18 protein-coding genes and 1 riboswitch are annotated in these 20,552 nt (G+C 27.2%); of the genes, 1 reads left to right on the plus strand and 17 read right to left on the minus strand.

What is annotated here, in order from left to right; translation table 11 throughout:
• The 3 genes from Q0G30_RS06515 to Q0G30_RS06525 all read right to left on the minus strand — a co-directional run.
• Positions 1-914 (minus strand): discoidin domain-containing protein (locus Q0G30_RS06515; RefSeq protein WP_294388016.1); only part of this gene is annotated, 914 nt, incomplete at its 3' end.
• A 179-nt stretch (positions 915-1,093) separates the two neighbouring features.
• Positions 1,094-1,178: riboswitch (cyclic di-GMP riboswitch) on the minus strand.
• Positions 1,179-1,358: 180 nt separating this feature from the next.
• Positions 1,359-2,024: a MarR family transcriptional regulator gene (locus Q0G30_RS06520; RefSeq protein ID WP_294388021.1), complete on the minus strand. Its 666-nt coding sequence runs from the start codon at positions 2,022-2,024 to the stop codon at positions 1,359-1,361.
• A 437-nt stretch (positions 2,025-2,461) separates the two neighbouring features.
• The gene (locus tag Q0G30_RS06525; RefSeq protein WP_294388024.1) at positions 2,462-3,460 is read right to left on the minus strand and encodes a LacI family DNA-binding transcriptional regulator; all 999 of its coding nucleotides are present in this window, start codon (positions 3,458-3,460) and stop codon (positions 2,462-2,464) included.
• Positions 3,461-3,837: 377 nt separating this feature from the next.
• On the opposite strand from Q0G30_RS06525, the gene Q0G30_RS06530 reads away from it, so the two are divergent.
• On the plus strand, positions 3,838-4,749 hold the full coding sequence (locus Q0G30_RS06530) for a hypothetical protein (RefSeq protein ID WP_294388027.1): 912 nt from the start codon (positions 3,838-3,840) through the stop codon (positions 4,747-4,749).
• 73 nt (positions 4,750-4,822) lie between these two features.
• Here Q0G30_RS06530 and smpB read toward each other — a convergent pair whose 3' ends face one another.
• The 14 genes from smpB to Q0G30_RS06600 all read right to left on the minus strand — a co-directional run bounded on the left by smpB (position 4,823) and on the right by Q0G30_RS06600 (position 20,549).
• The gene (gene smpB / locus Q0G30_RS06535) at positions 4,823-5,293 is read right to left on the minus strand and encodes an SsrA-binding protein SmpB (protein ID WP_294388029.1); all 471 of its coding nucleotides are present in this window, start codon (positions 5,291-5,293) and stop codon (positions 4,823-4,825) included.
• A gap of 75 nt (positions 5,294-5,368) precedes the next feature.
• Positions 5,369-7,621 carry a ribonuclease R gene (rnr, locus tag Q0G30_RS06540; protein ID WP_294388032.1) on the minus strand — a complete coding sequence of 751 codons (2,253 nt, stop codon included), beginning with the start codon at positions 7,619-7,621 and terminating at the stop codon, positions 5,369-5,371.
• A 283-nt stretch (positions 7,622-7,904) separates the two neighbouring features.
• Complete coding sequence (gene secG, locus Q0G30_RS06545; RefSeq protein WP_294388036.1) at positions 7,905-8,135, minus strand: preprotein translocase subunit SecG; 231 nt, start codon at positions 8,133-8,135, stop codon at positions 7,905-7,907.
• Between the two features lie 109 nt (positions 8,136-8,244).
• A complete protein-coding gene (locus tag Q0G30_RS06550) occupies positions 8,245-9,324 on the minus strand; it encodes a lysylphosphatidylglycerol synthase transmembrane domain-containing protein (protein ID WP_148321176.1) in 1,080 nt (359 codons plus the stop codon).
• Positions 9,317-10,000, minus strand: a complete 684-nt coding sequence (locus tag Q0G30_RS06555) for a polysaccharide deacetylase family protein (protein WP_294388046.1) — start codon at positions 9,998-10,000, stop codon at positions 9,317-9,319. The genes Q0G30_RS06550 and Q0G30_RS06555 overlap by 8 nt, the downstream gene beginning before the upstream one ends.
• A 2-nt stretch (positions 10,001-10,002) precedes the next feature.
• The gene (locus Q0G30_RS06560) at positions 10,003-11,076 is read right to left on the minus strand and encodes a glycosyltransferase (RefSeq protein WP_148321177.1); all 1,074 of its coding nucleotides are present in this window, start codon (positions 11,074-11,076) and stop codon (positions 10,003-10,005) included.
• Positions 11,077-11,510: 434 nt separating this feature from the next.
• On the minus strand, positions 11,511-12,530 hold the full coding sequence (locus Q0G30_RS06565) for a glycoside hydrolase family 130 protein (RefSeq protein WP_133013734.1): 1,020 nt from the start codon (positions 12,528-12,530) through the stop codon (positions 11,511-11,513).
• 233 nt (positions 12,531-12,763) lie between these two features.
• A complete protein-coding gene (locus tag Q0G30_RS06570; protein WP_294388049.1) occupies positions 12,764-13,846 on the minus strand; it encodes a GDSL-type esterase/lipase family protein in 1,083 nt (360 codons plus the stop codon).
• A gap of 11 nt (positions 13,847-13,857) precedes the next feature.
• Positions 13,858-14,964, minus strand: coding sequence for an SGNH/GDSL hydrolase family protein (locus Q0G30_RS06575; RefSeq protein ID WP_148321180.1), 1,107 nt, complete (start codon positions 14,962-14,964; stop codon positions 13,858-13,860).
• A 202-nt stretch (positions 14,965-15,166) separates the two neighbouring features.
• Positions 15,167-16,462: a phosphopyruvate hydratase gene (gene eno, locus Q0G30_RS06580; RefSeq protein WP_133013737.1), complete on the minus strand. Its 1,296-nt coding sequence runs from the start codon at positions 16,460-16,462 to the stop codon at positions 15,167-15,169.
• Between the two features lie 205 nt (positions 16,463-16,667).
• Positions 16,668-17,252 carry a protein kinase gene (locus tag Q0G30_RS06585; protein ID WP_133013738.1) on the minus strand — a complete coding sequence of 195 codons (585 nt, stop codon included), beginning with the start codon at positions 17,250-17,252 and terminating at the stop codon, positions 16,668-16,670.
• Positions 17,253-17,384: 132 nt separating this feature from the next.
• Positions 17,385-18,563: a glycosidase gene (locus tag Q0G30_RS06590; RefSeq protein ID WP_148321181.1), complete on the minus strand. Its 1,179-nt coding sequence runs from the start codon at positions 18,561-18,563 to the stop codon at positions 17,385-17,387.
• Between the two features lie 3 nt (positions 18,564-18,566).
• Complete coding sequence (locus Q0G30_RS06595) at positions 18,567-19,739, minus strand: AGE family epimerase/isomerase (protein WP_195516037.1); 1,173 nt, start codon at positions 19,737-19,739, stop codon at positions 18,567-18,569.
• A gap of 204 nt (positions 19,740-19,943) precedes the next feature.
• Positions 19,944-20,549, minus strand: coding sequence for a hypothetical protein (locus tag Q0G30_RS06600; RefSeq protein WP_195964423.1), 606 nt, complete (start codon positions 20,547-20,549; stop codon positions 19,944-19,946).
• Between the last annotated feature and the right edge of the window lie 3 nt (positions 20,550-20,552).

Below are 20,552 nucleotides of genomic sequence, written 5' to 3' on the forward strand. Positions count from 1 at the left end.
GTAGATTGTAAGTCTGTACCAAAAGTAGACATTTTTAATTGATTTCTTGCTTTTGCATGTGTATCACCATATTGTGTAAGCGTAAATGTTCTATCTGAGTAATCTTTATCACCTTGTAAAATCTCTTTTGCTAAATCTATAGCATATATTAATTCATCTTTTAGAGGATGATTGTTAACCTCTTTTTCTAAATTATTTATTGTACCTATATTATTATATTGGTCTTTTAATTTTGTCATTGTTCCATCTGTAAAAATATTATTTATAGTTTCAGATAGTGTATCTTCTTTATAAAGCATAAATTCTGATGCGCTTGCCCAATTTTGATTAGCTTTTTTAAATACAAACTTTATTCTTTTAAATTCAGTAGAATCAAATTTTATTTCTATAACATCTGTTCTTGAATTTTTATATTCACCAGTAGTTACTAACTCAAAATTATCACTATTATCTTTAGAACCATATATTTCAAATTCTTCTGCAAACCCTTTTCCCCCTGCATCAGGCCTTGCTGCATAAATAATTCTATTTAAAGTAGTTTTTTCTTTTAAGTTAATTATAACTTCGTTAGTAAAACTTGAATTGTTAGGATTTCCCGTTTCCCAATGAGTTTTAAAATTTTCATCTATAGCCTTATCTATAGTGCTACTTGCATATGTTCCTCCATTATTAGTTACTGATTCAATATTAGAATTATCCATTTTAAAAACTTCATTGTATTTTTCTAATAACTCACTACCATATAAGCTAAATTTACTTACGTTAGCCCTTTTACTTTCATTGTCCTTCACCGATTCATCAGTTTCTACAGCACTACTTTGTATTGATGTCTCTGCAAATACATTAGCAGGTGTTGCTACTAAATTTATTATTGTAGCCGCTAAAATTAAAGTTGATAATTTTCTTTTTAACATTTATTTTCCCCCTGAAATGTTATTTCCCAAGAGAAGTACATTAAAAAAGCTACTCCTAAAGAGTAGCTAAAAATCATAAATAATATTAAGCATATTTAATCCTTCTTATGTTTGAACAGAATTAAATTAATATACTTATACTAATTTTATTTACTTAAAACAAAAAGCATAATGTACTCTTTGGCAACTGGCTGACATAGAATTACTTCCTTAATCCCTATAGCTTTGCGTCCTTAAATTTCTTTAAGTTTGCCTATTAAATTTTTTTTATTTATATTATTTTTATAAGATAATTAAAATAAATTACAGGGTAAATTATATATTATTTTAAAATATCATAGTAAAAAATGTTTTATTTTTCATGTTTTAAATCATAACTTTCCTATTTTAAAAAAGTCTTTCCACAAATTTATAATTTTATTCTTTTTATAACATAGCTTTATATTAAATTTCTTTATTAATATTCTTCTCAAATATATGATTTTTCTTCTTACACTTGCTATGTGACCCCATATGTTCACTATGTGTAGGATTTGATTTCCAAGACTTAATTAATTTTGATAATATAATCTCTAATTGTTTTTGTTCATCATTGCTTATTTCACTAAAAAGTTCTTTTCCTTTATTTTTATGTTCTGCCTCTTTTAATAAAACAACTTCTTTTCCCTTTTCAGTTATTGAAATCTTTACCTTTCTTTTATCATTTTCATCTCTTTCTCTTATTATTAATTCCTTCTCTTCTATTTTACCTAAAATTTCACTTAAAGACCCAGAGCGAATATCAATAATATTTTGTAATTCACTTTGAGTCATTGTTCCCTTTTCTAAAAGTACTTTTAATATACGTCCTCTTCCATGATGACCACAATTCTTATTATTTAATATCATTCCACATTTCCCCAACATTATCATAAGACGATCTTCTTGTGGCAAATTCTTAAATTCCTCACGTTTTTTTGCTTGTTCCTTTAGTTTAACTATTTTTTCTTCTGTAATTTCACCTTCATTTAATAATCTTAAAAATTTTTTTCCTCTACAACATTTAGTTTCATCTATATTACATCCCTTTCCACATAGTTGGCATTGTTCATATTTAATTTCATTATTCATATATACTTACTCCTTTTCTATTTTAGTTAGGCACCTTATTATTATATTTTATAATATACTCTCTTTTATATCAAGGTACCTAACTAATCGAGTATAAAAAAGAAGAAAATGTTTTTACGCACTTCCTTCTTTTCTATATATACTAAATTTATAATTAAGCTTCTTCTTTTATTCCCATTATCCAAGTAGCTATAAAAGCTACTATACCTGCAATAGCTGGCTCCACTTTGTGCAAAGTTAGCTACTGCCCAAATTGGACGTAACGTGTTAAATTTGGTTGAAGCAATAAGTCCTAATTTAATTGCATGTAAGCTATAATGTATAGCTGGTAATACTATTCCTTTATATCATTTTAAAACCATATCTATAACTCCAAATACAGACATTGTTTGAGCTAAAGCACCTGATTATTGATCCCAAGCATTCATTAAAGCTGGTTATACACTATTTCTTTCAACAAGTAAACAGTTTAATTTTACCTTTTTTATCATGGATTTATCTTTTTCTATACTTCTATCAAGTTCATCTAAAATTATCTCTGCCGATTTTCTTCCAGCAGTTTTATAATGATAATGTACTGTTGTAAGTTTTGGAGTTATAACTCTAGAAATTTTAGAATCTCCCATTCCTACTACAGCTATATCTTCTGGAATCTTATATCCATTATCTATTAGATACTCTATTGCTCCTAAGGCTAAGTTATCAGTTACCGCAACAATAGCCGTAGGATTATCTTCCCCCTCCATTATCTCCTTGGCTAATCTATATCCACTTTTCTCATTAAAATCACCAATTTTTATATTTTCATAATTTATCTTAATATTATTATTTTTTAATGTCTTTATATAAGCTTGCTTTCTATAAAGTCCAACCGCTTTATCTTCTTCATAAACTCCGATATAAGCAATTTTTTCATGACCTTTTTTAATTAAATAATTAGTTATATCTTCTGTGGCTTGAAATTCATCAAAATATACAGATGGAGAATTTTCAATATCTTGTGCAACAACAACTATTGGAACTTCTAAATTTTTTATAACTTCTATATGCTTATCTGTTACTTTAGTTGCCATAAATATTATTCCATCAACTTGATTTGATTTAAATATATTAAGGTATTCCAATTCTTTTTCTATAGATAAATTTGTATTTGCAATCAAAATATCATATCCATTACAAGATAAAACCTCAGTAATTCCCTCAACTACTCTTGCTGGGGTCTCACTACTTATTTTAGGAACTATTACCCCTATTAAATTTGTCTTTTTAGTTCTCATACCTTTTGCCTGTCTTTGAGGTGTAAATCCTGTTTCATCAAGTACCCTTTTTATTTTATCTCTAGCTTCAACACTAACATATCCATTATTTAAGTATCTAGAAACAGTAGACTTTGACACTCCTGCCAGTTTAGCTATATCAATTATGTTTAATGCCATTAGCTCATTCATCCTCCATTATTTTTTGAAATAATTTACCTACTTCATTTTATCATTTTTTTAATATTTTCACAGTTAATTGTTAATATTTTTAACACATTAGTAGAAAACCCTTTATTTTAAAAAATTAAATATATCTTTAACTAAGAAATTTTTAATTTTTAATTTCACTTCCTTAGTAATATTAATCTCTATATTTTTATATATTAAAACAACTATTATTGTAATTTTGGTAAATAATTCTTTGAAAATAGATAATACTATATATAGTACTTTTTCTATAATATAACTTGTTTTGAATTTATTATTTATACAAATATATAAATTTATATATTTTGCATTTTTACTTACGTAATTTCACTTAAAGGAGTGACGATATGTTTTCAAATTATAAAAATAATAAATCTAAGATAAGCATAAAAAACATTATGTTTACTATAATTTATTTTATCTTAATAATCAGTTTATTTGCTTATTTTTTCTATTGTATAGACAAAATCCCTTTAAGCAGTTATATTTCTAAAAGTAGTATATTAAATAATATTAATATCAGTACTAGTGTTGGTAATTTTAATAATACTAATATACCTGAAGAAGCTATAGATCCATATGAAGATGAATTAAATACATTTATAACTTCTGCTTTTAATACAAGAAATAATGGATTTTTAAGTGGAGAAGTCTATAAGCTTTATAATTACTATGGTACCTCTTCAGCAAATGGACAATATTCATTAGGTTATGAATTTAGAAGAATTTCTTACTTACGTGATTGGTCCTTAGAAAGATCTATAATTTTTACTTATATTAATTCATTAGTAATTATAAATAAAATTATTAGAAATGGTGATAAGATAATTGTTGATTTAGATGAATATTATACTTTTAATTATATTCACAATAAACAAGTTGCTGTAAATAAATTTACCTTAACAATACCTCATATTTTAACACTTTATACTACTAACGATAATTCTAAAAATTATTTTTATATAGAGAAAGACTATTATTCTGATATATTTAATGATGATTTAGATCAATATAGTTTTACATTATCAGAAACATTTTTACCTTACACCAAAAGAATAAATCCTAATTACGAAATATCAAGTAATTATAAGGAAGATGATGTAATTAGATTTGATAAATCATTTTTTACGGATCACAAAGCCGTAATATCTGGCTTTGATTCAAATGGCTATCCTCTAATAGATAGTAATTTATTTAACATTTCAAATATGCCATTTGATTTAGGCTGGAAAGAAAAAAATATAAAACTTTCTTATTAAACAAAAATGACAAATTATCCATGGCAAATTAACTTTAAGTTTTAATTTGCCATTTTAAATTTGTCATTTCTAACTAGTAACGGCTTCTTTCCTTCATTTGACGTTCAATATCTCTCTTATGAGCTTTTTCTAACATTGAATCTCTCTTATCATAATTCTTTTTACCTTTACAGATTCCAAGCGCAACTTTAACTCTTCCATTCTTTAAGTATAAAGATAATGGAACTAAAGTATACCCATCTCTAGATACTAATCCTGCTAATCTACCTATTTGCTCCTTATGAAGTAAAAGCTTTCTTTCTCTCAATGGATCAACATTAAATATATTACCTTGTTCATAAGGACTAATGTGCATATTTAAAATAAATATCTCTCCATTTTTTATATCAGCATAACAATCTTTTAAATTGCACTTACCACCTCTAATAGATTTAACTTCTGTTCCTACTAAAGCAATTCCCGCCTCTATTGTTTCTTCAACAAAATAATCATGACGAGCTTTTCTATTTTCAGCTAAAGAATTACTATTCTTAACTCTTGCCATATTCTCACCCACTTTTTTATTTACGTGTTTTCCTTAATTATAACAAGAAGCCCTCAAAATCACAATATATCTAAATTACTCATTAAATTCCTCTTCTGGCTCAAATCCTTCTATAGCTTCTTCAGTTTCTGATTTTGTTCCAAACTCCTTTTTTACTTCAGCTATTATTGAAGCTGTTTCTTCACTTGGTACAATCTCCTCTAAATTTTGTTCGCTACCTAATATATCAAAGAATATTTCTCTATTATCAATATCAACTTTAGTACACTTAACTTTTACAGAATCACCTAATCTATAAACCTTTTTATTTCTTTGACCTAACAGCATTAAATGCTGTTCATCATATATATAGTAATCATCATCTAAATCAGTTATATGAACAAGACCTTCTATAGTATTTGGAAGTTCAACGAATATACCAAATGATGTAACTGAAGAAATAATACCTTCAAATTCTTCTCCTATTCTATCCATCATATATTCTGCCTTCTTTAAATCATCTACTTCTCTTTCCGCCTCTTCTGCAAGTCTTTCCATTTCTGATGATTGTTTAGCAGCTATATCAACTATTGGTGCTAATCTAGTTGCCCTCTTTTCATCAATCTTACCATTTAAGTATTCCTTAATTATTCTATGAATTTGTAAATCAGGATATCTTCTAATTGGTGATGTAAAATGGCAATAGTAAGTTGCTGCTAAACCAAAATGTGATGAACATTCTGGTGTATATTTTGCCTTCATCATACTTCTTAATAAAAGAGTACTAACTACAGTTTCCTCTTTTTTGCCTTTTACTTTCTCTAGTACTTCTTGAAGAATCCTTGGATGTATATCTTGTGTTACCTTCATTGTATATCCTAAGTTATAAATAAAATCCCTAAACTTTTCTAACTTTTCTTCATCTGGATTTTCATGAACTCTATACACAAAAGGTAAATTAGTCCAGAACATATGCTCAGCAATAGTTTCATTACAAACAAGCATAAACTCTTCTATTATTCTATTTGCTATTTCTCTTTCATATGGTTTTATATCAATAGGTTTACCATTGTCATTTAATATTATCTTTGATTCTTCAAAATCAAAATCTATAGCTCCTCTTTTCATTCTTTTTTCTCTAAGAATTAAACAAAGCTCTTCCATTGTTTTAAAATCATCAACTAAATAATCATATTTCTTAATAAGTTCTTCATCTTTATCTCTTAATATCTTAGTTACATCTGTATAAGTCATTCTTTCAGATGTTCTAATAACAGTTTCAGCTATTTCGTGATCACAAACCTTTCCTTTGCTGTCAATAGTCATAAAACAACTTAATGCTAATCTATCAACCTTTGGGTTTAGTGAACATATGCCATTAGAAAGCTTCTTTGGAAGCATTGGTATAACTCTATCTATTAAATAAACAGACGTACCTCTCTTTAAAGCTTCTTTGTCTAGAGGATTCTTTTCTCTTACATAATGTGTAACATCCGCAATATGAACCCCTAATCTATATTTGCCGTTATCTAATCTTTCTATAGAAACAGCATCATCAAGATCTTTTGCATCTTCACCATCTATAGTAACCATTCTAAGATCTCTAATATCTTTTCTTCTTTTTATTTCCTTTTCCTCTATTTCTTCAGAAATTCCATCAGCATAAGCTAAAACCTTTGGTGGGAACTCCTCTGGAAGACCATGTTTCTTAATTATAGTTAAAATATCTAATCCCTTTTCTCCCTTTTTACCTAAAACTTCTTTAACTATTCCTTCTGGACTTCTTCTTTTTTCAGGCCATTTAGTAACTTCTACAATAACTACATCGCCATGTTTTGCACCATTTTTATCCTTTTTTGATACAAAAATATCTTGGTTTAATCTAGTATCTTCAGGAACTACAAATCCAAAATTTCTACTATCTTCATATATACCAATTATTCTATTATTTGCTCTTTCAAGTACTTCTACAACTTCTCCTTCTCTTTTCTTACCATTAATATCATCTCTAGTAATTTGTACAAGTACTCTATCATTATTCATTGCACCATTAATAAATGAACTTGGAATAAATACGTCTCTTTCCCCTTCTTCTTCTGGTATTAGAAAACCAAATCCCTTTTTATGTGCTTGAAGCTTACCTTTTATTAATCCTAACCTTTCAGGAACTGCAAATTTATCTTTCTTTGTTCTAACTATTGAACCTTCCAATTCCATTACTTTTAATGCCCTCTTAAAAACCTTGTACTCATCTGGATTAATATCAAAAACTGTAACAAGCTCTTGAATATCCATAGGTCTATATGCTTCTTCTTTCATAAAGCTAAGTAATGTTTCTTTTATTCCCATGTAATTTCCTCCGTTTAAATTATATTTAACCTCATCCAATATTTTCTTATACGCACTATTTATTATAGTACCACATGTAAGTTTTTTTATTCAATACACAGTGATTATAATAACCTTTATTATAATTTATTCATCACAACACCATTTCAATTCCTAATAAATATAATAAATGCTTTATATTATATTATTTCCATTTTTCCAATTGCTAAAAATAATTATTAAAATTCTTTATTAAAAATTTATAAAAAAAAGATCACCATCTGTTAGTGATCTACGTTATATTTTAAATTATATTTAAAAGTACTGTATTTATAGCAAATAAAAGCATTGAAACTATAGTAACTTTAACTAACATTGCTTCCTTAGTCTTTGACTTATTTTTAGTAAAGAACGTTTCACTCTTACTACCTTGAATTAACCCGCTTAATGCATCAGCTTTGCTTTTTTGCATTAATATTGAAACAACAACTACTAATCCTAAAACCGCTTCTAAAACAAATAAAAAAGTCTTCACGGTTACACCTCCCATATCGTACTTTCGTGCATACTCACTTAATTTTATCATAACATAATAGAAATTATATATCAAGATTATTTACAAATAACTCCATTATTAACCATAACTACTTTTCCCTTATTATATCTTTATTATACAACCCTTTGAATATATAATTACCATAATATTTATTTCTTGATATCCTAATAAAAAGTACAATTATTCCACTAACTATCACAAATAAATAAAAACTAATTCCTCTACTTAATAACATTGCAGAATTTAAAGTATTTACTGGAAATAAAGTTTTAAATAATGTTAAAAAAACACTTTCACTACTTCCTACAGAACCTGGAAGCGGTATAGCTGATACTGAAATAAATAAAATTGATTGAAGCGAAAAAACAGTAAAAAATGAAAAAGTTGATAAATTAAATGCCTTATATACAAAAAAGGTTATACTGTACATAAAAGATACTTGAACAAATGTTGTTAATACTACTTTTGTTACAACCTCTTTATTATTATTTATAAATAATGCACCTTCTTGATATTGTTTAATTTCTTCTCTCACTCCTTCTATTATCCTTTTTTCATCTATAAATTTTATTTTACTAATTACTTTAAAAGCTAAATCTACTATTCTATTTATAAATGACTTTGAAAATATAGCTACTAATATAAAACAAAATATAATACAGTTAATTGCTATTCCTATAAAAATTAATATCTTAATTGCAGTATTAAGACTTACAATAAAATCATAATTTACTATAAATGATATTATTGCAATAGTTATAGTAGTAAATTGAAAACTAGCAAGTTCTATAAGTAATACTAACGAAGAATGTGAAATCTTAATTCCATCTTTATTCATGTAATAAACTTGCATTGGTTGACCCCCTGATGCTGATGGTGTTATTGAACTAAAGAAAAAACCTACAAATGAATATTTTAATCCTCTAAAAATACTTATATCATAAGAAAATAATCTAAGCATACGTCTAATATTTATTCCTTCACAACATATAAATAAAAACATACATAGTATTCCTAAAAATACATATATCACATTAACATTTTTTAGAGATTTTAATATACTTTCTATACTATTGTCCTTAAATAAAATTAAGAATGTAATTGCAATTAAAGTTATAAAGAATATACTATTTTTCAAAATCCTGTTTGCACTTATAGTTTTATTCATAAAGTTCCCCTACCTTTAAAAATTCATATCCTTCTTCAATCCATATAGGTATTGTTCTTTCTAAAGCCTCTATAGTTCTTTTAGGTGCTTCATTTTCACCTCTTCCATCATGAAGACAAATAATGCTTTTATTTTTTGATTGCATTATTAATCTATTTGATATTTCATCTGATGTTATATCTGATTTCCAATCCCCTATAATTACATCCCAAAGTACTAACTTTAAATTATATTTTTTTAAATTTATAATAGTTGATAAATTAAGATGTCCCCATGGTGGTCTAAATGATTTTACATTAATATTTAATCTTTTCATTATTCTTAAACTTTCTTTAAAATCATTACTTGTATATAACGGTCCATTTAAAAGACCATTTTTGTGTTCTAAAGAGTGAAGCCCTATAGTATGTCCCTCTTCTTCCATTCGTTTTATAATTTCATAATTTTCTTCAGCAAATTTAGCTACAACAAAAAATGTGGCCTTTATATTATATTTTTTAAGTAAATCTAATAATTCAACTGTATATTTCTCATCAGGTCCATCATCAAAGGTTAATGATAAAAACTTTTTTTCATCTACGTAATTAGGAATTGGAGTGCCCTTAAATTTATAGTAAAAGGTAGGAATAATACTATATGATAACAACAAAACTCCTATTATACATATAATTATCATTTTTATGCCTCCTTCTTAAACTGTTCTATAACACTTAATATCTCTTCTTGATTAATATTTTCCTTAACCTTCTTCATATTACTTTTCATTTTTAAAATAGCCTTGTCATCATTTATAAGTGATAAAATATCCTTAGCTATATCCATTTCTTCATTCCAAACTACTTGTCCTATTTTTCTTTTTTCTATAAATTTAGCATTCTTAACTTCCTGAAGTAAAAATGGATTAACTACATAAATAGGTGTCTCACTGTAAATTGCCTCAAATAAAGTTATTCCACCAGATTTAGATATTATTAAATCTGCTCTTTTCATATAAAAATCTATCTTATTTGTATATCCTAAAACCTCAATATTTTTATACTTACTTTTCAATTGTTCAAACATTTTTTTATTATTTCCTGTTATTACTGTTGTTTTTATATTCTTCTCATTGTTTAATGATTCAAATAAATTTTTATTAAATGAAATTAACCCTAAACCACCACCCATAATTAAAATCTCTTTTGATTTATTTTTATCAAATTTTATAATCTTATCTTTAAAACCTTGTTTAACTGGAATTCCACTAACTATTATTTTATTTTCATCAATTCCTTTATCAATTAAACTTTTCTTTATACTTATATCACCAACAAAATAAAAATCTGTATTCTTATGAATCCATTCACTATGGCTAGAAATATCAGTTATAAATGTAAATAGAGGAATATTAGATTTCTTTAATGATTTATATTTAGAAATATATTGTGAACTTATAGGTAAAGTTGAAATAACTATATCCGGATTAAACTCTAAAAATAATCTATCTAATCCTTTTACAAAAAAATAATTAAATGTTTTTATATTATTATCCTCATTATTTATATTTACGAAATTATATAAATTTGACCATTTCGTCACTAATGTATTAAAACTTTTATAAAGGATCTTACTGGCTGTTGGCATTAAATAATCTAATATATCAACTATGCTAACTTCTATATTAGAATCTCTACTACTTATTTCTTGCCCTATTGCTTCTGATACCGAATAATGTCCCATTCCAAATTTTCCTGTTAAAATTAATATTTTCATAATATTTCTCCCAATGCTTGTTTGCTATACTTTTATTATAAAAAGCAAATATTAAGATTTATTTAGATTAAATCTTAATATTTGCTTATATAAATTCATTATTTTATTAAAATTTTATTAATATTTAATATTCTCTTTGCTTAAAATTCTTTTTTACTTAAACTTTCTGAATTAATTTTAGCTAATGAAGAATATTTTTCATATCGATTCATCTTTCATTTTTATTACAATTTTGTAATAAAAAAAGACTGCTCACCTAAGTGTAACAGCCTTTTATAGGAAAATTGTATGAAAATATAATACTCAAGCTTTTTAAAAGGAAACTCCACTCCTTTCAGTCGCTGAGTACACTAAAGTGTACCTTCAACTTACCAAATTTAAATTTGGAGTTTCAGGCAAGTTCGAGCAACCAAATTGAAAATTTGGGCTCTCACTTACTTAAATTCTACGTCGTCTCCGTCTACTAATTCTGAATTTTCTTTTATATATTTAACTAGTTCATCAACTTGTGCATATGCTACTGCAACATAAGTATCTGCTGCTCCATAGTAAATCGCTATTCTTCCTGTTTCAGGATCTTGAAGTGTTGCACATGGGAATGCTACATTTGGAACAAATCCTGTTGTTTCGTATTCCTTTTCTGGAGTTAGTAAATAATCTCTTGTTCTATATAAAACCTTTGATGGATTATCTTTATCTAATATTGCAGCGCCCATACTATATACAAATCCATTACAAGTTCCTGAAACTCCATGATAGAACATTAACCACCCTTCTGATGTTTCGATTGGTGTTGCTCCACTACCAATTTTAGTTCCTTGCCACCAACCTTGGCCACCTTTAGTCATTACTCTTCTATGTCTTCCCCAATGAACTAAATCTGGACTTTCACTTAAGAATATATCTCCAAACGGAGTATGTCCACTATCACTAGGTCTACTTAATAATAAGTATTTATCATTAACCTTTCTTGGGAATAAAACACCATTTCTGTTGAATGGAATAAATGGATTTTCAAGTCTAACAAATGTCTTGAAGTCCTTTGTCATTCCTAATCCTAATGCTGCTCCACCAAAGTCACAACACCAAACAATATAATAAGTATCTTCTATTTTAACTAATCTTGGATCATAAGCATAACTTGGTTGATAATCATTTCCTTGCTCATCTATCCAATGAATTTCTTCATCTTCAATATCCCAATTTAAAGCATCTTTACTTCTTCCTAAATGTAATTGTGGTCTACCATTTTTATGGTCTGCTCTAAATACTCCTATAAAGCCATCTTCGTATGGAAGTACTGCACTGTTAAAAATTCTTGCACTCTTCTTTGTTGGATTCCAGTCTATAATTGGATTATTATCATGTCTCCAAACTACTCCCTCAAATCCTTCTGGTTTTTCTTGCCATGGCATATTTTTTACTGCATCACCGTAAATTTTAACTTTTTCCATAATACCCTCCATCATATATCTTATAAGTATAAATTGTTTACTACCATTATCCATAAACGCTTTTATTAATTTGTAATTTACTTAACGAAAAACTTTTTTTCAAAACACTGTTAACAATTACATATTTAATTTACTATTACTTTAACTTTATTACTATAGATTTACTTCTTTATCTTTGTTTTTGTATATATTTCTGTAAAAATGCTAAATTTTTAATTAAAACACTAAAAAATTTAAATCCAAATCTCTTCTCCAAAACCTTTAATAAATTCTGTTAATTCTTCTGCCATTTCCTCTGCCTCTGGAATTCTTAAATGACCTGGTGTTCCAATTCCATTTCTTTTAAATTTAAATCTAACAATCTTTTCATCATTAATTTCCTTTGTCATTTCGTCTAAAGCAATATCCCAACCTTCATTATGACATAATAATGTTGTAATAATAACGAACAATGCATTAGGATACTTACTTCTTAAATCAAGAATAATTTCCTTATACTTTGATTTCCAATGTTCTCTTTTTTCTTTATCCTTATTAATATAATCAATAGGATGAGAATCATTTTGGCCAAGTGCCATAATAACTACATGAGGTGTATATCTACTAAAATCCCACTTATTACACTCACCAAGTTCAGCACTATATCTTAGCTTATCATAAGTAGATTCCAACCCTTTATATCCTAAACTTGGATTAAAATAACCTGTCCCATCTAATACAGCAATTCCTCCTTGAGCATTATTATTAATTTCTGCCCCTAATTTTCTTGCTGTAATCATAGAATATGAATACCATGAGTTTGAATATATTCCTTCATGTCCTTCTGGATCAGATTTCCCTACATATTCAACTGCTTCAGAAACTTCACCTGCTGATACTGAATCTCCAAAACATTCAATTCTTCTATTGCTTTTTGCCTCTGGAGCTTCTAAGTGACATCCTTTTTCTAATATAATTCCATAAAAATCAAAATAATGAGCTGCATCAGATCTTTTAAATAAAATTAAGTCATGAACCTCTTCACTTAGTCCTTCTGCAATATCTAATATAATATCTTTATTATGTTCTTCTATTACAGCCTTTCCTGTAATATTTCCATCTATAATAAATCCAATTGCATTTTCATAATATGCATGTACATTTTTAACAGCTACTTTAACAGACCTTCCAGTAAACCTTGTTTTAATCATACTTCCAGCATAAATAATTGTAGGAGCCTTAGGATTTTCAAAATCTACTCTTCCCATATATTGATAATTTAAATTATCTGATTCTATTAATGTATACTTGTTTTTATCTAAATCTTTTAAATACATTTCCTCTCCTCCTAAGAAACTAAAAATCCCATTATATATGCTTCTATTGATTTATTATCATCTAACACTTTAATTTCAATTTTATGCCTTCCATTTAATAAATCTTCAACTAATACTTCAGTTGCGGAATAATCTCCCCATCCATCCTTAAAAAAAGTATCAATAATTATCTCTTCTTTATCATCAACCTTAACAGCCAACTTTGCTGCAGTTTCCTTTATAGTTTTTTTGTATAATAAGAATATATTTTTTCCTTCTACATTTACTGATAAATTTGCTTCTCCACCAGTTTCAGAAATAAATTTCCAGCCATCTTTAAATACTTGGAATCCTTCATTATCTACAGAAAATCCACTTATTTTTTTTACATCTAAGTTATTATTATTCATTATTATTCCACATGTATATTTATCGCCGAATAAAGGCTGTCCAAGTTCTATTTTATTTACTTTAACTTCTTTCAAATTCTTATATATATCTTCCATAAAAGCAGTTAATAAATTAGATATTATAAAATGACCATAGTCATTTGGATGTACCTCATCACTTGCAACATCTTCCCACTTCAATCTATTTGTAATCATTTCTGTATAAATTGAGTTTCTAAAACTTATCATTGGCAAATTATATTTTCTGCCTATCTCTATTTGTTGTGGTTGAACATTACTTCCATCAAAATTGCTCATAAACACTTCAATTATTGCTGGTGGATTTTCTACTGATAATATTCTTCTTATTATGCTTTCATAAGCAACCTTATCATAAATACTATCTTTATCATTTACAGCAAAATCAATAAATACTATGTCTGGATTTTGTGATAATACTTGCTTTTCTACTCTATGAGCCCCTATTATTGATCCTGTTGCTCCAACCCCTGCATTAACATATTTTACATTTACATTTTTGAACTTATCCTTAAACCATTTATAAGTTCTACTAGCATAACAATCTTCAAATTTTGTTGCATTGCATCCTTGAGTTATTGATCCTCCTAAAAATGCTATAGTAATAGCTTGTCCATTTTTTGCTTTATTCATTGCTTTTTCAATTCTAGAAATATCACCTTTACTAACTAATGAATTATTAATCATATCTGTTGTTACTTTAAATTCCATCTTATTCTCCCCCACTTTATACAGCCATTTTTATTAGTCATAAACAAAATCTTTTCTTGATTTAATTATATAATTGTTATAGTTATTAATATTATTTAAACTAATTCTGCTTAAAAATCACCAATAAATCTTAATAAAAGTATATTAAATTTATAAAAAGAAAAGGCAAATAGCCTAATTTACTATTTGCCACTTCTATTATTTATTCTTTTATATTAAAGAAAGCTTTCTTTCCTCTATATTCTGCTACATCATCAAGTTCTTCTGCTATTCTGATTAATTGATTATATTTAGCAACTCTTTCAGATCTTGCAGGAGCACCAGTCTTAATTTGACCTGCATTAACAGCAACAACTAAATCTGCTATAGTAGTATCTTCTGTTTCACCACTTCTATGAGAAATAACTGCTGTATATCCAGCTCTATTAGCCATTTCTATAGCATTTAAAGTTTCTGTTAAAGTACCAATTTGATTTAATTTAATAAGAATTGAGTTAGCAACTCCTCTATAAATTCCATCTTCTAATCTTTGAGTATTAGTTACAAATAAGTCATCACCAACTAATTGAACTCTCTTACCTAATCTATCAGTTAATAGCTTCCAACCTTCCCAGTCCTCTTCTGCCATACCATCTTCAATTGATATAATAGGATATTTATTTACCCAATCTTCGAAGAAATCAACCATTTCAGCTGCAGTTAAAGTCTTTCCTTCATGTTCTAATACATATTTACCATCTTTGTAATATTCAGATGAAGCTGCATCTATTGCTATGAATATATCTTTTCCTGGTTCATATCCAGCCTTTTTAATTGCTTCTAATATAACTTCAATAGCCTCTGCATTACTCTTTAAGTTAGGAGCAAATCCACCTTCATCTCCAACACCTGTTGAGTATCCTTTTTCATTTAAAGTTTTCTTTAATGCATGATAAACTTCTGCACAAGCTTGAACTGCTTTATCAAAGTTATCAAAGCCTACTGGCATAACCATAAACTCTTGAAGGTCAACTGAATTATCAGCATGTGAACCACCATTTATTATGTTCATCATTGGAACTGGTAACACTTTTGCATTTACTCCACCTACATATTGATATAAAGGTAATCCTAAATAATTAGCTGCTGCTTGGGCTACTGCTAAAGAAACACCTAATATAGCATTAGCGCCTAATTTTCCTTTATTATTACTTCCATCAAGTTCTATTAACATTTTATCAATATATGTTTGATCAAAAACATTACATCCTATTAATTCTTCAGCTATTGTATCATTAACATTTTCAACAGCTTTTAAAACACCTTTTCCCATATAATAATCTTTATTTCCATCTCTTAACTCAACTGCTTCATAAATACCAGTTGATGCACCTGATGGTACTGCTGCTCTTCCCATTGTTCCATCTTCTAGATATACTTCTACCTCTACTGTTGGAAAACATCTAGAGTCTAATATTTGTCTTGCTACAACATCTACAATTTCAACAAAATTTTTCATTTCATATCCTCCTTCTTTTTAACATTAAATGAAATATTTTATTCCAAAATCTAATATCTACCCATTTATTTTTTACATCGGAAACAAATAATATTCTATTTTCTTAATAATTTATTTAATTACAAAATATAAAAGTCAAAAGCTTGCCCATATAACTTATATTAATTATTAGCTCTTGACTCTTATATTTAATATCCTAATTATTTTAATATTCCTTTGCATAATATTGATTAATTTTCTGCTCCCATTCCGAACCTCTTCTTTTATCTATTATATAAATTCCCCTTAAAAATTCCTCTAACACATCTATTCCATCAAGTCCCTTCATTAAATGTCTTGGGTAATCAACCTTTCGTCTGTAACACTGCTTTGGATCAATAACCATTAATCTCTCATTCTTGTTAACATATATATCTCTACACCTTGCATCCAATTTTGTAAACTTTAAAGCCTTAAATTCATTAATTAACCTGTATAAATTATATATAAGTTGCTGACTTAATCCATTTTCTTTTATATAGTCATCCAATCTTATGCCATTAACCATATCCCTTAATATATAGTAATCTCCATTTTTATATATCCTAGGAAAATATTTAGATTTTTTTACTCTATATAATATCTCTGCTTCACTTTTACAAACATTTTTGTCTGTAAATATCTTTATAGCTCTATTCCCAGGTACTTCATAAACAATTCCATTATGTCCTTCACCTAATAGCTTAGCTTCTTTAAAGAGATTTTCTATATCCTTATCGAAGTCTGCTGAATATGCATATGTTCTAGCCATTATAACCTACCTTTATTAATATTTGTACTATTATATTAACTATAGTATGCATTTATAACAATTAATGATTGTTTCTAATTATACATAAAAAGAAAGATTCATTGCATTTATGCAATAAACCTTTCTTTAACTCTAGTTTTCACTCTTTAACAATTCTTCATTTTTTTCAATAAGCTCTTGTCTTTGTGCTGTGCATAAAAGTGATCTATATGGATCTTGTGGGGTATTGAATGTATAATCAATTAACTTATCTACAGTAGTTGTAGCAACATGTAATCTAGTATCACTAGATGCATAATAAATATTTACATTATTATCTTCATCAACAGTAAGTCCATTACAGAATATTACATTAGATACATCTCCAACTCTTTCATTATCATAAGGAGCTATAAAATGTCCTCCTGGTAATGCAATAATCTTTGTTGGCTCTTCTAAGTCTGTTGCAAAGGTATAAAGAACATATCTTAAACCAGCTGCTGTATTTCTTACACCATGACCTATATGTATCCAACCTTTTTCTGTTTTAATAGGTGCTGGCCCTTGTCCATTTTTAACTTCATAAACTGTATGATATTTCTTTTCATGCATTATCTTCTCTTCATTAACAACTGGATTAGTCATATCATCACAGTATCCATAAGCAATACCTCCACCTGAACCAGTTGAAATGAATCCATCTTGTGGTCTAGTATATAATAAATATTTTCCTTCAACAAACTCAGGATGTAACACAACATTTCTTTGTTGAGGAGATGGAGTCTTTATATCAGGTAGTCTTTCCCAAGTTTTTAAATCAGTAGTTCTAACTAATCCTGCTTGAGCTACCGCTGAAGATGTATCTCCAAAAGCTGCATCTGGATCTTTTCTTTCAGAACAATAAATCCCATATATATATCCATCCTCATGTTTTACAAGTCTCATATCATAAATATTAGTTTCTTCTTGACAAATATCTTCCCACTGTATTAAAGATTCAAATCTAAAATTATCAATTCCATTTTCACTTGATGCTAAAGCAAAAATTGATTTTCTATCTAACCCTTCTGTTCTTACAACTAAATAGTATTTACCATTTAAATAAATAGCTCCAGCATTTAATGTTGCATTAATACCTAGTCTTTCCATGAAGTATGGATTAGTTTCTTTATTTAAATCAAATCTCCATTCAATTGGAACATGATGTCTGGTTATTACTGGATATTTATATCTATCATAAACACCATTGTACCAAGTAGTGTCAACTTCATTTTTTCTTGTTATTAATTTTTCCTGTTCTTCTTTTAATGTATAATATCTTTCATGTATCATTTCTTATTCTCCTATTCTCTTCATAAACTCTAAACAAAATCTTCCATTATGATATGGTGCCTTCCACGGTTCAATAACGCTTCTCTCTGTTGGTTTACCATCTGCTTCTATTGACCAATACCATTCTCCACCTTCTCTTGGATCAACCATAGTTGCCATAGTATAAGTCATTAATTTATCTATTATTTTTAAAAGACTCTCATCATGAGTTCTTTCATATGCATTTAAATATCCAATCATTGCTTCAACTTGTACCCACCATACACGAGTAAAATCTTTAACTCCATTTTCTGCTTCATTTATTAATGAACCATCTTCTTGAATTTGTTCTTTAATTTTATATGCAATATCAACAATCATCTTTTCAATATTTTCATCTTTTAGACCCAATAACTTATAGGCATCATCAATAAGCCAACTTGCTTCTATATCATGACCATATGATTTTACATCAATAATTGTATTCCACTTATTATCAAAGAATATCTTCAAATAATGCTCTTCTTTGTCATAAATTTTATTATAGAAAGTATATATTAACTCTTTTAACCTTTCTCCAACTCTAGAATCCTTTGTTACCTCATAAAGAGTAGTATATCCTTCTAAGACATGTAAATGAGTATTAGTTGTTATTTCTGCAATAACACCATTTTCACTTAGCATTTCATTTGGAGTAATATTCCACTCCCTATCAAACTCTTCTAAATATGCTGAATTTTTTTTATTAAATCCTTTGCTTTCAATTAATGAAAATAAATTTATTGCTAAGTCTAAGGCTTCTTTATCAGCAGTTGCTTTATAATATTCACTTAATGCATATATAGCAAAAGCCTGACAATAAATATGCTTTCTTGTATCACTTGGATTCCCTTTATAATCTAACATCCAATATACACCATTAAACTCTTTATCAAACAACTTATCTCTTAAAAACTCATAAATATGAGTTGCAGCCTTCTTATATTCTTCATTCTTTGTTGCACAATACGCAGCTGAAAAGAACCATAATATTCTTGAAGTTTGGATTCCACCCTTAACACTTTCCTTATTAATCTTCAAATCATAACTTACTTCGCCATAAAATCCACCATTTTCATTATCAATTAGCTTAAGCCAAAAAGGTGCTATATGATTTAATAATTCTTCTTCTGCTTTTTTTCTTAGCTCATAAACCATTTAAATATCCTCCACTCCATATAAATTCAAATCTAAACGTAAGTAATAGTCTATATAATTATGATATGGTAACATTTTCACTCATTCAATTAATTAACCCTAAAATCATATTTATTGCTAACTTTTAAGAATATTTGTATGTTTTTTATATTTTTAAATAAAAATCTCAAGTTGATTTTTATTTAATTCAACTTGAGATCTTATTTAACTAATATTTATCTTTACTGATTCAATTGTACTTCTATTTATTTTTACAAATACAGCTGAAATTATTGCAATTGCTAATATTACTAAAAATTCCTTTCTAAATATGGCCAAAACCATAAATAGTATAAAAAATCCAATGGTAGTTAATAGCTTTTTAGGATACATACACATTATTGCCAATGCATCTATATATCTTATTGGTTTTTCTTTAATTATAACATATAAAGAATAATACCCCCAATATATAGCTATAACTACATATAAATATGCAAAGAAATAATTTAACACACTAGCTATGGGTAAATCAATTCTTCTTAGCATTAACATTGCTACAACTAATGTTAATGAATAAAATCCAGTTAAAATAGTTGATTTTTTATTTTCAACAAAATACATTTTCATTCTAGAATTAAATATTTTTAAAATACCTGAATACCCGTCAATCTCATCATTAAATAACATTAGTGAAATTTCTATATTAGTAAATACTACCGGAACTAATGTTATTGAAAATAATCCTAATAATAAATATAAAATTGATAATATATTTGTTATTAATAAAACATATAAAATGTGAACGAACCTAAATGTCTTTTCTCTCATTTC

Source organism: uncultured Clostridium sp. (assembly GCF_934754925.1).
Classification (GTDB): domain Bacteria; phylum Bacillota; class Clostridia; order Clostridiales; family Clostridiaceae; genus Clostridium.

Bases quoted from the DNA above. Each gene is read 5' to 3' on its own strand.
- Q0G30_RS06520 (WP_294388021.1), bottom strand. From the start codon at position 2,024: ATGAATAATGAAATTAAATATGAACAATGCCAACTATGTGGAAAGGGA.
- Q0G30_RS06525 (WP_294388024.1), bottom strand. From the start codon at position 3,460: ATGGCATTAAACATAATTGATATAGCTAAACTGGCAGGAGTGTCAAAG.
- Q0G30_RS06530 (WP_294388027.1), top strand. From the start codon at position 3,838: ATGTTTTCAAATTATAAAAATAATAAATCTAAGATAAGCATAAAAAAC.
- smpB (WP_294388029.1), bottom strand. From the start codon at position 5,293: ATGGCAAGAGTTAAGAATAGTAATTCTTTAGCTGAAAATAGAAAAGCT.
- rnr (WP_294388032.1), bottom strand. From the start codon at position 7,621: ATGGGAATAAAAGAAACATTACTTAGCTTTATGAAAGAAGAAGCATAT.
- Q0G30_RS06550 (WP_148321176.1), bottom strand. From the start codon at position 9,324: ATGAATAAAACTATAAGTGCAAACAGGATTTTGAAAAATAGTATATTC.
- Q0G30_RS06555 (WP_294388046.1), bottom strand. From the start codon at position 10,000: ATGATAATTATATGTATAATAGGAGTTTTGTTGTTATCATATAGTATT.
- Q0G30_RS06560 (WP_148321177.1), bottom strand. From the start codon at position 11,076: ATGAAAATATTAATTTTAACAGGAAAATTTGGAATGGGACATTATTCG.
- Q0G30_RS06565 (WP_133013734.1), bottom strand. From the start codon at position 12,530: ATGGAAAAAGTTAAAATTTACGGTGATGCAGTAAAAAATATGCCATGG.
- Q0G30_RS06570 (WP_294388049.1), bottom strand. From the start codon at position 13,846: ATGTATTTAAAAGATTTAGATAAAAACAAGTATACATTAATAGAATCA.
- Q0G30_RS06575 (WP_148321180.1), bottom strand. From the start codon at position 14,964: ATGGAATTTAAAGTAACAACAGATATGATTAATAATTCATTAGTTAGT.
- eno (WP_133013737.1), bottom strand. From the start codon at position 16,462: ATGAAAAATTTTGTTGAAATTGTAGATGTTGTAGCAAGACAAATATTA.
- Q0G30_RS06585 (WP_133013738.1), bottom strand. From the start codon at position 17,252: ATGGCTAGAACATATGCATATTCAGCAGACTTCGATAAGGATATAGAA.
- Q0G30_RS06590 (WP_148321181.1), bottom strand. From the start codon at position 18,563: ATGATACATGAAAGATATTATACATTAAAAGAAGAACAGGAAAAATTA.
- Q0G30_RS06595 (WP_195516037.1), bottom strand. From the start codon at position 19,739: ATGGTTTATGAGCTAAGAAAAAAAGCAGAAGAAGAATTATTAAATCAT.
- Q0G30_RS06600 (WP_195964423.1), bottom strand. From the start codon at position 20,549: ATGAGAGAAAAGACATTTAGGTTCGTTCACATTTTATATGTTTTATTA.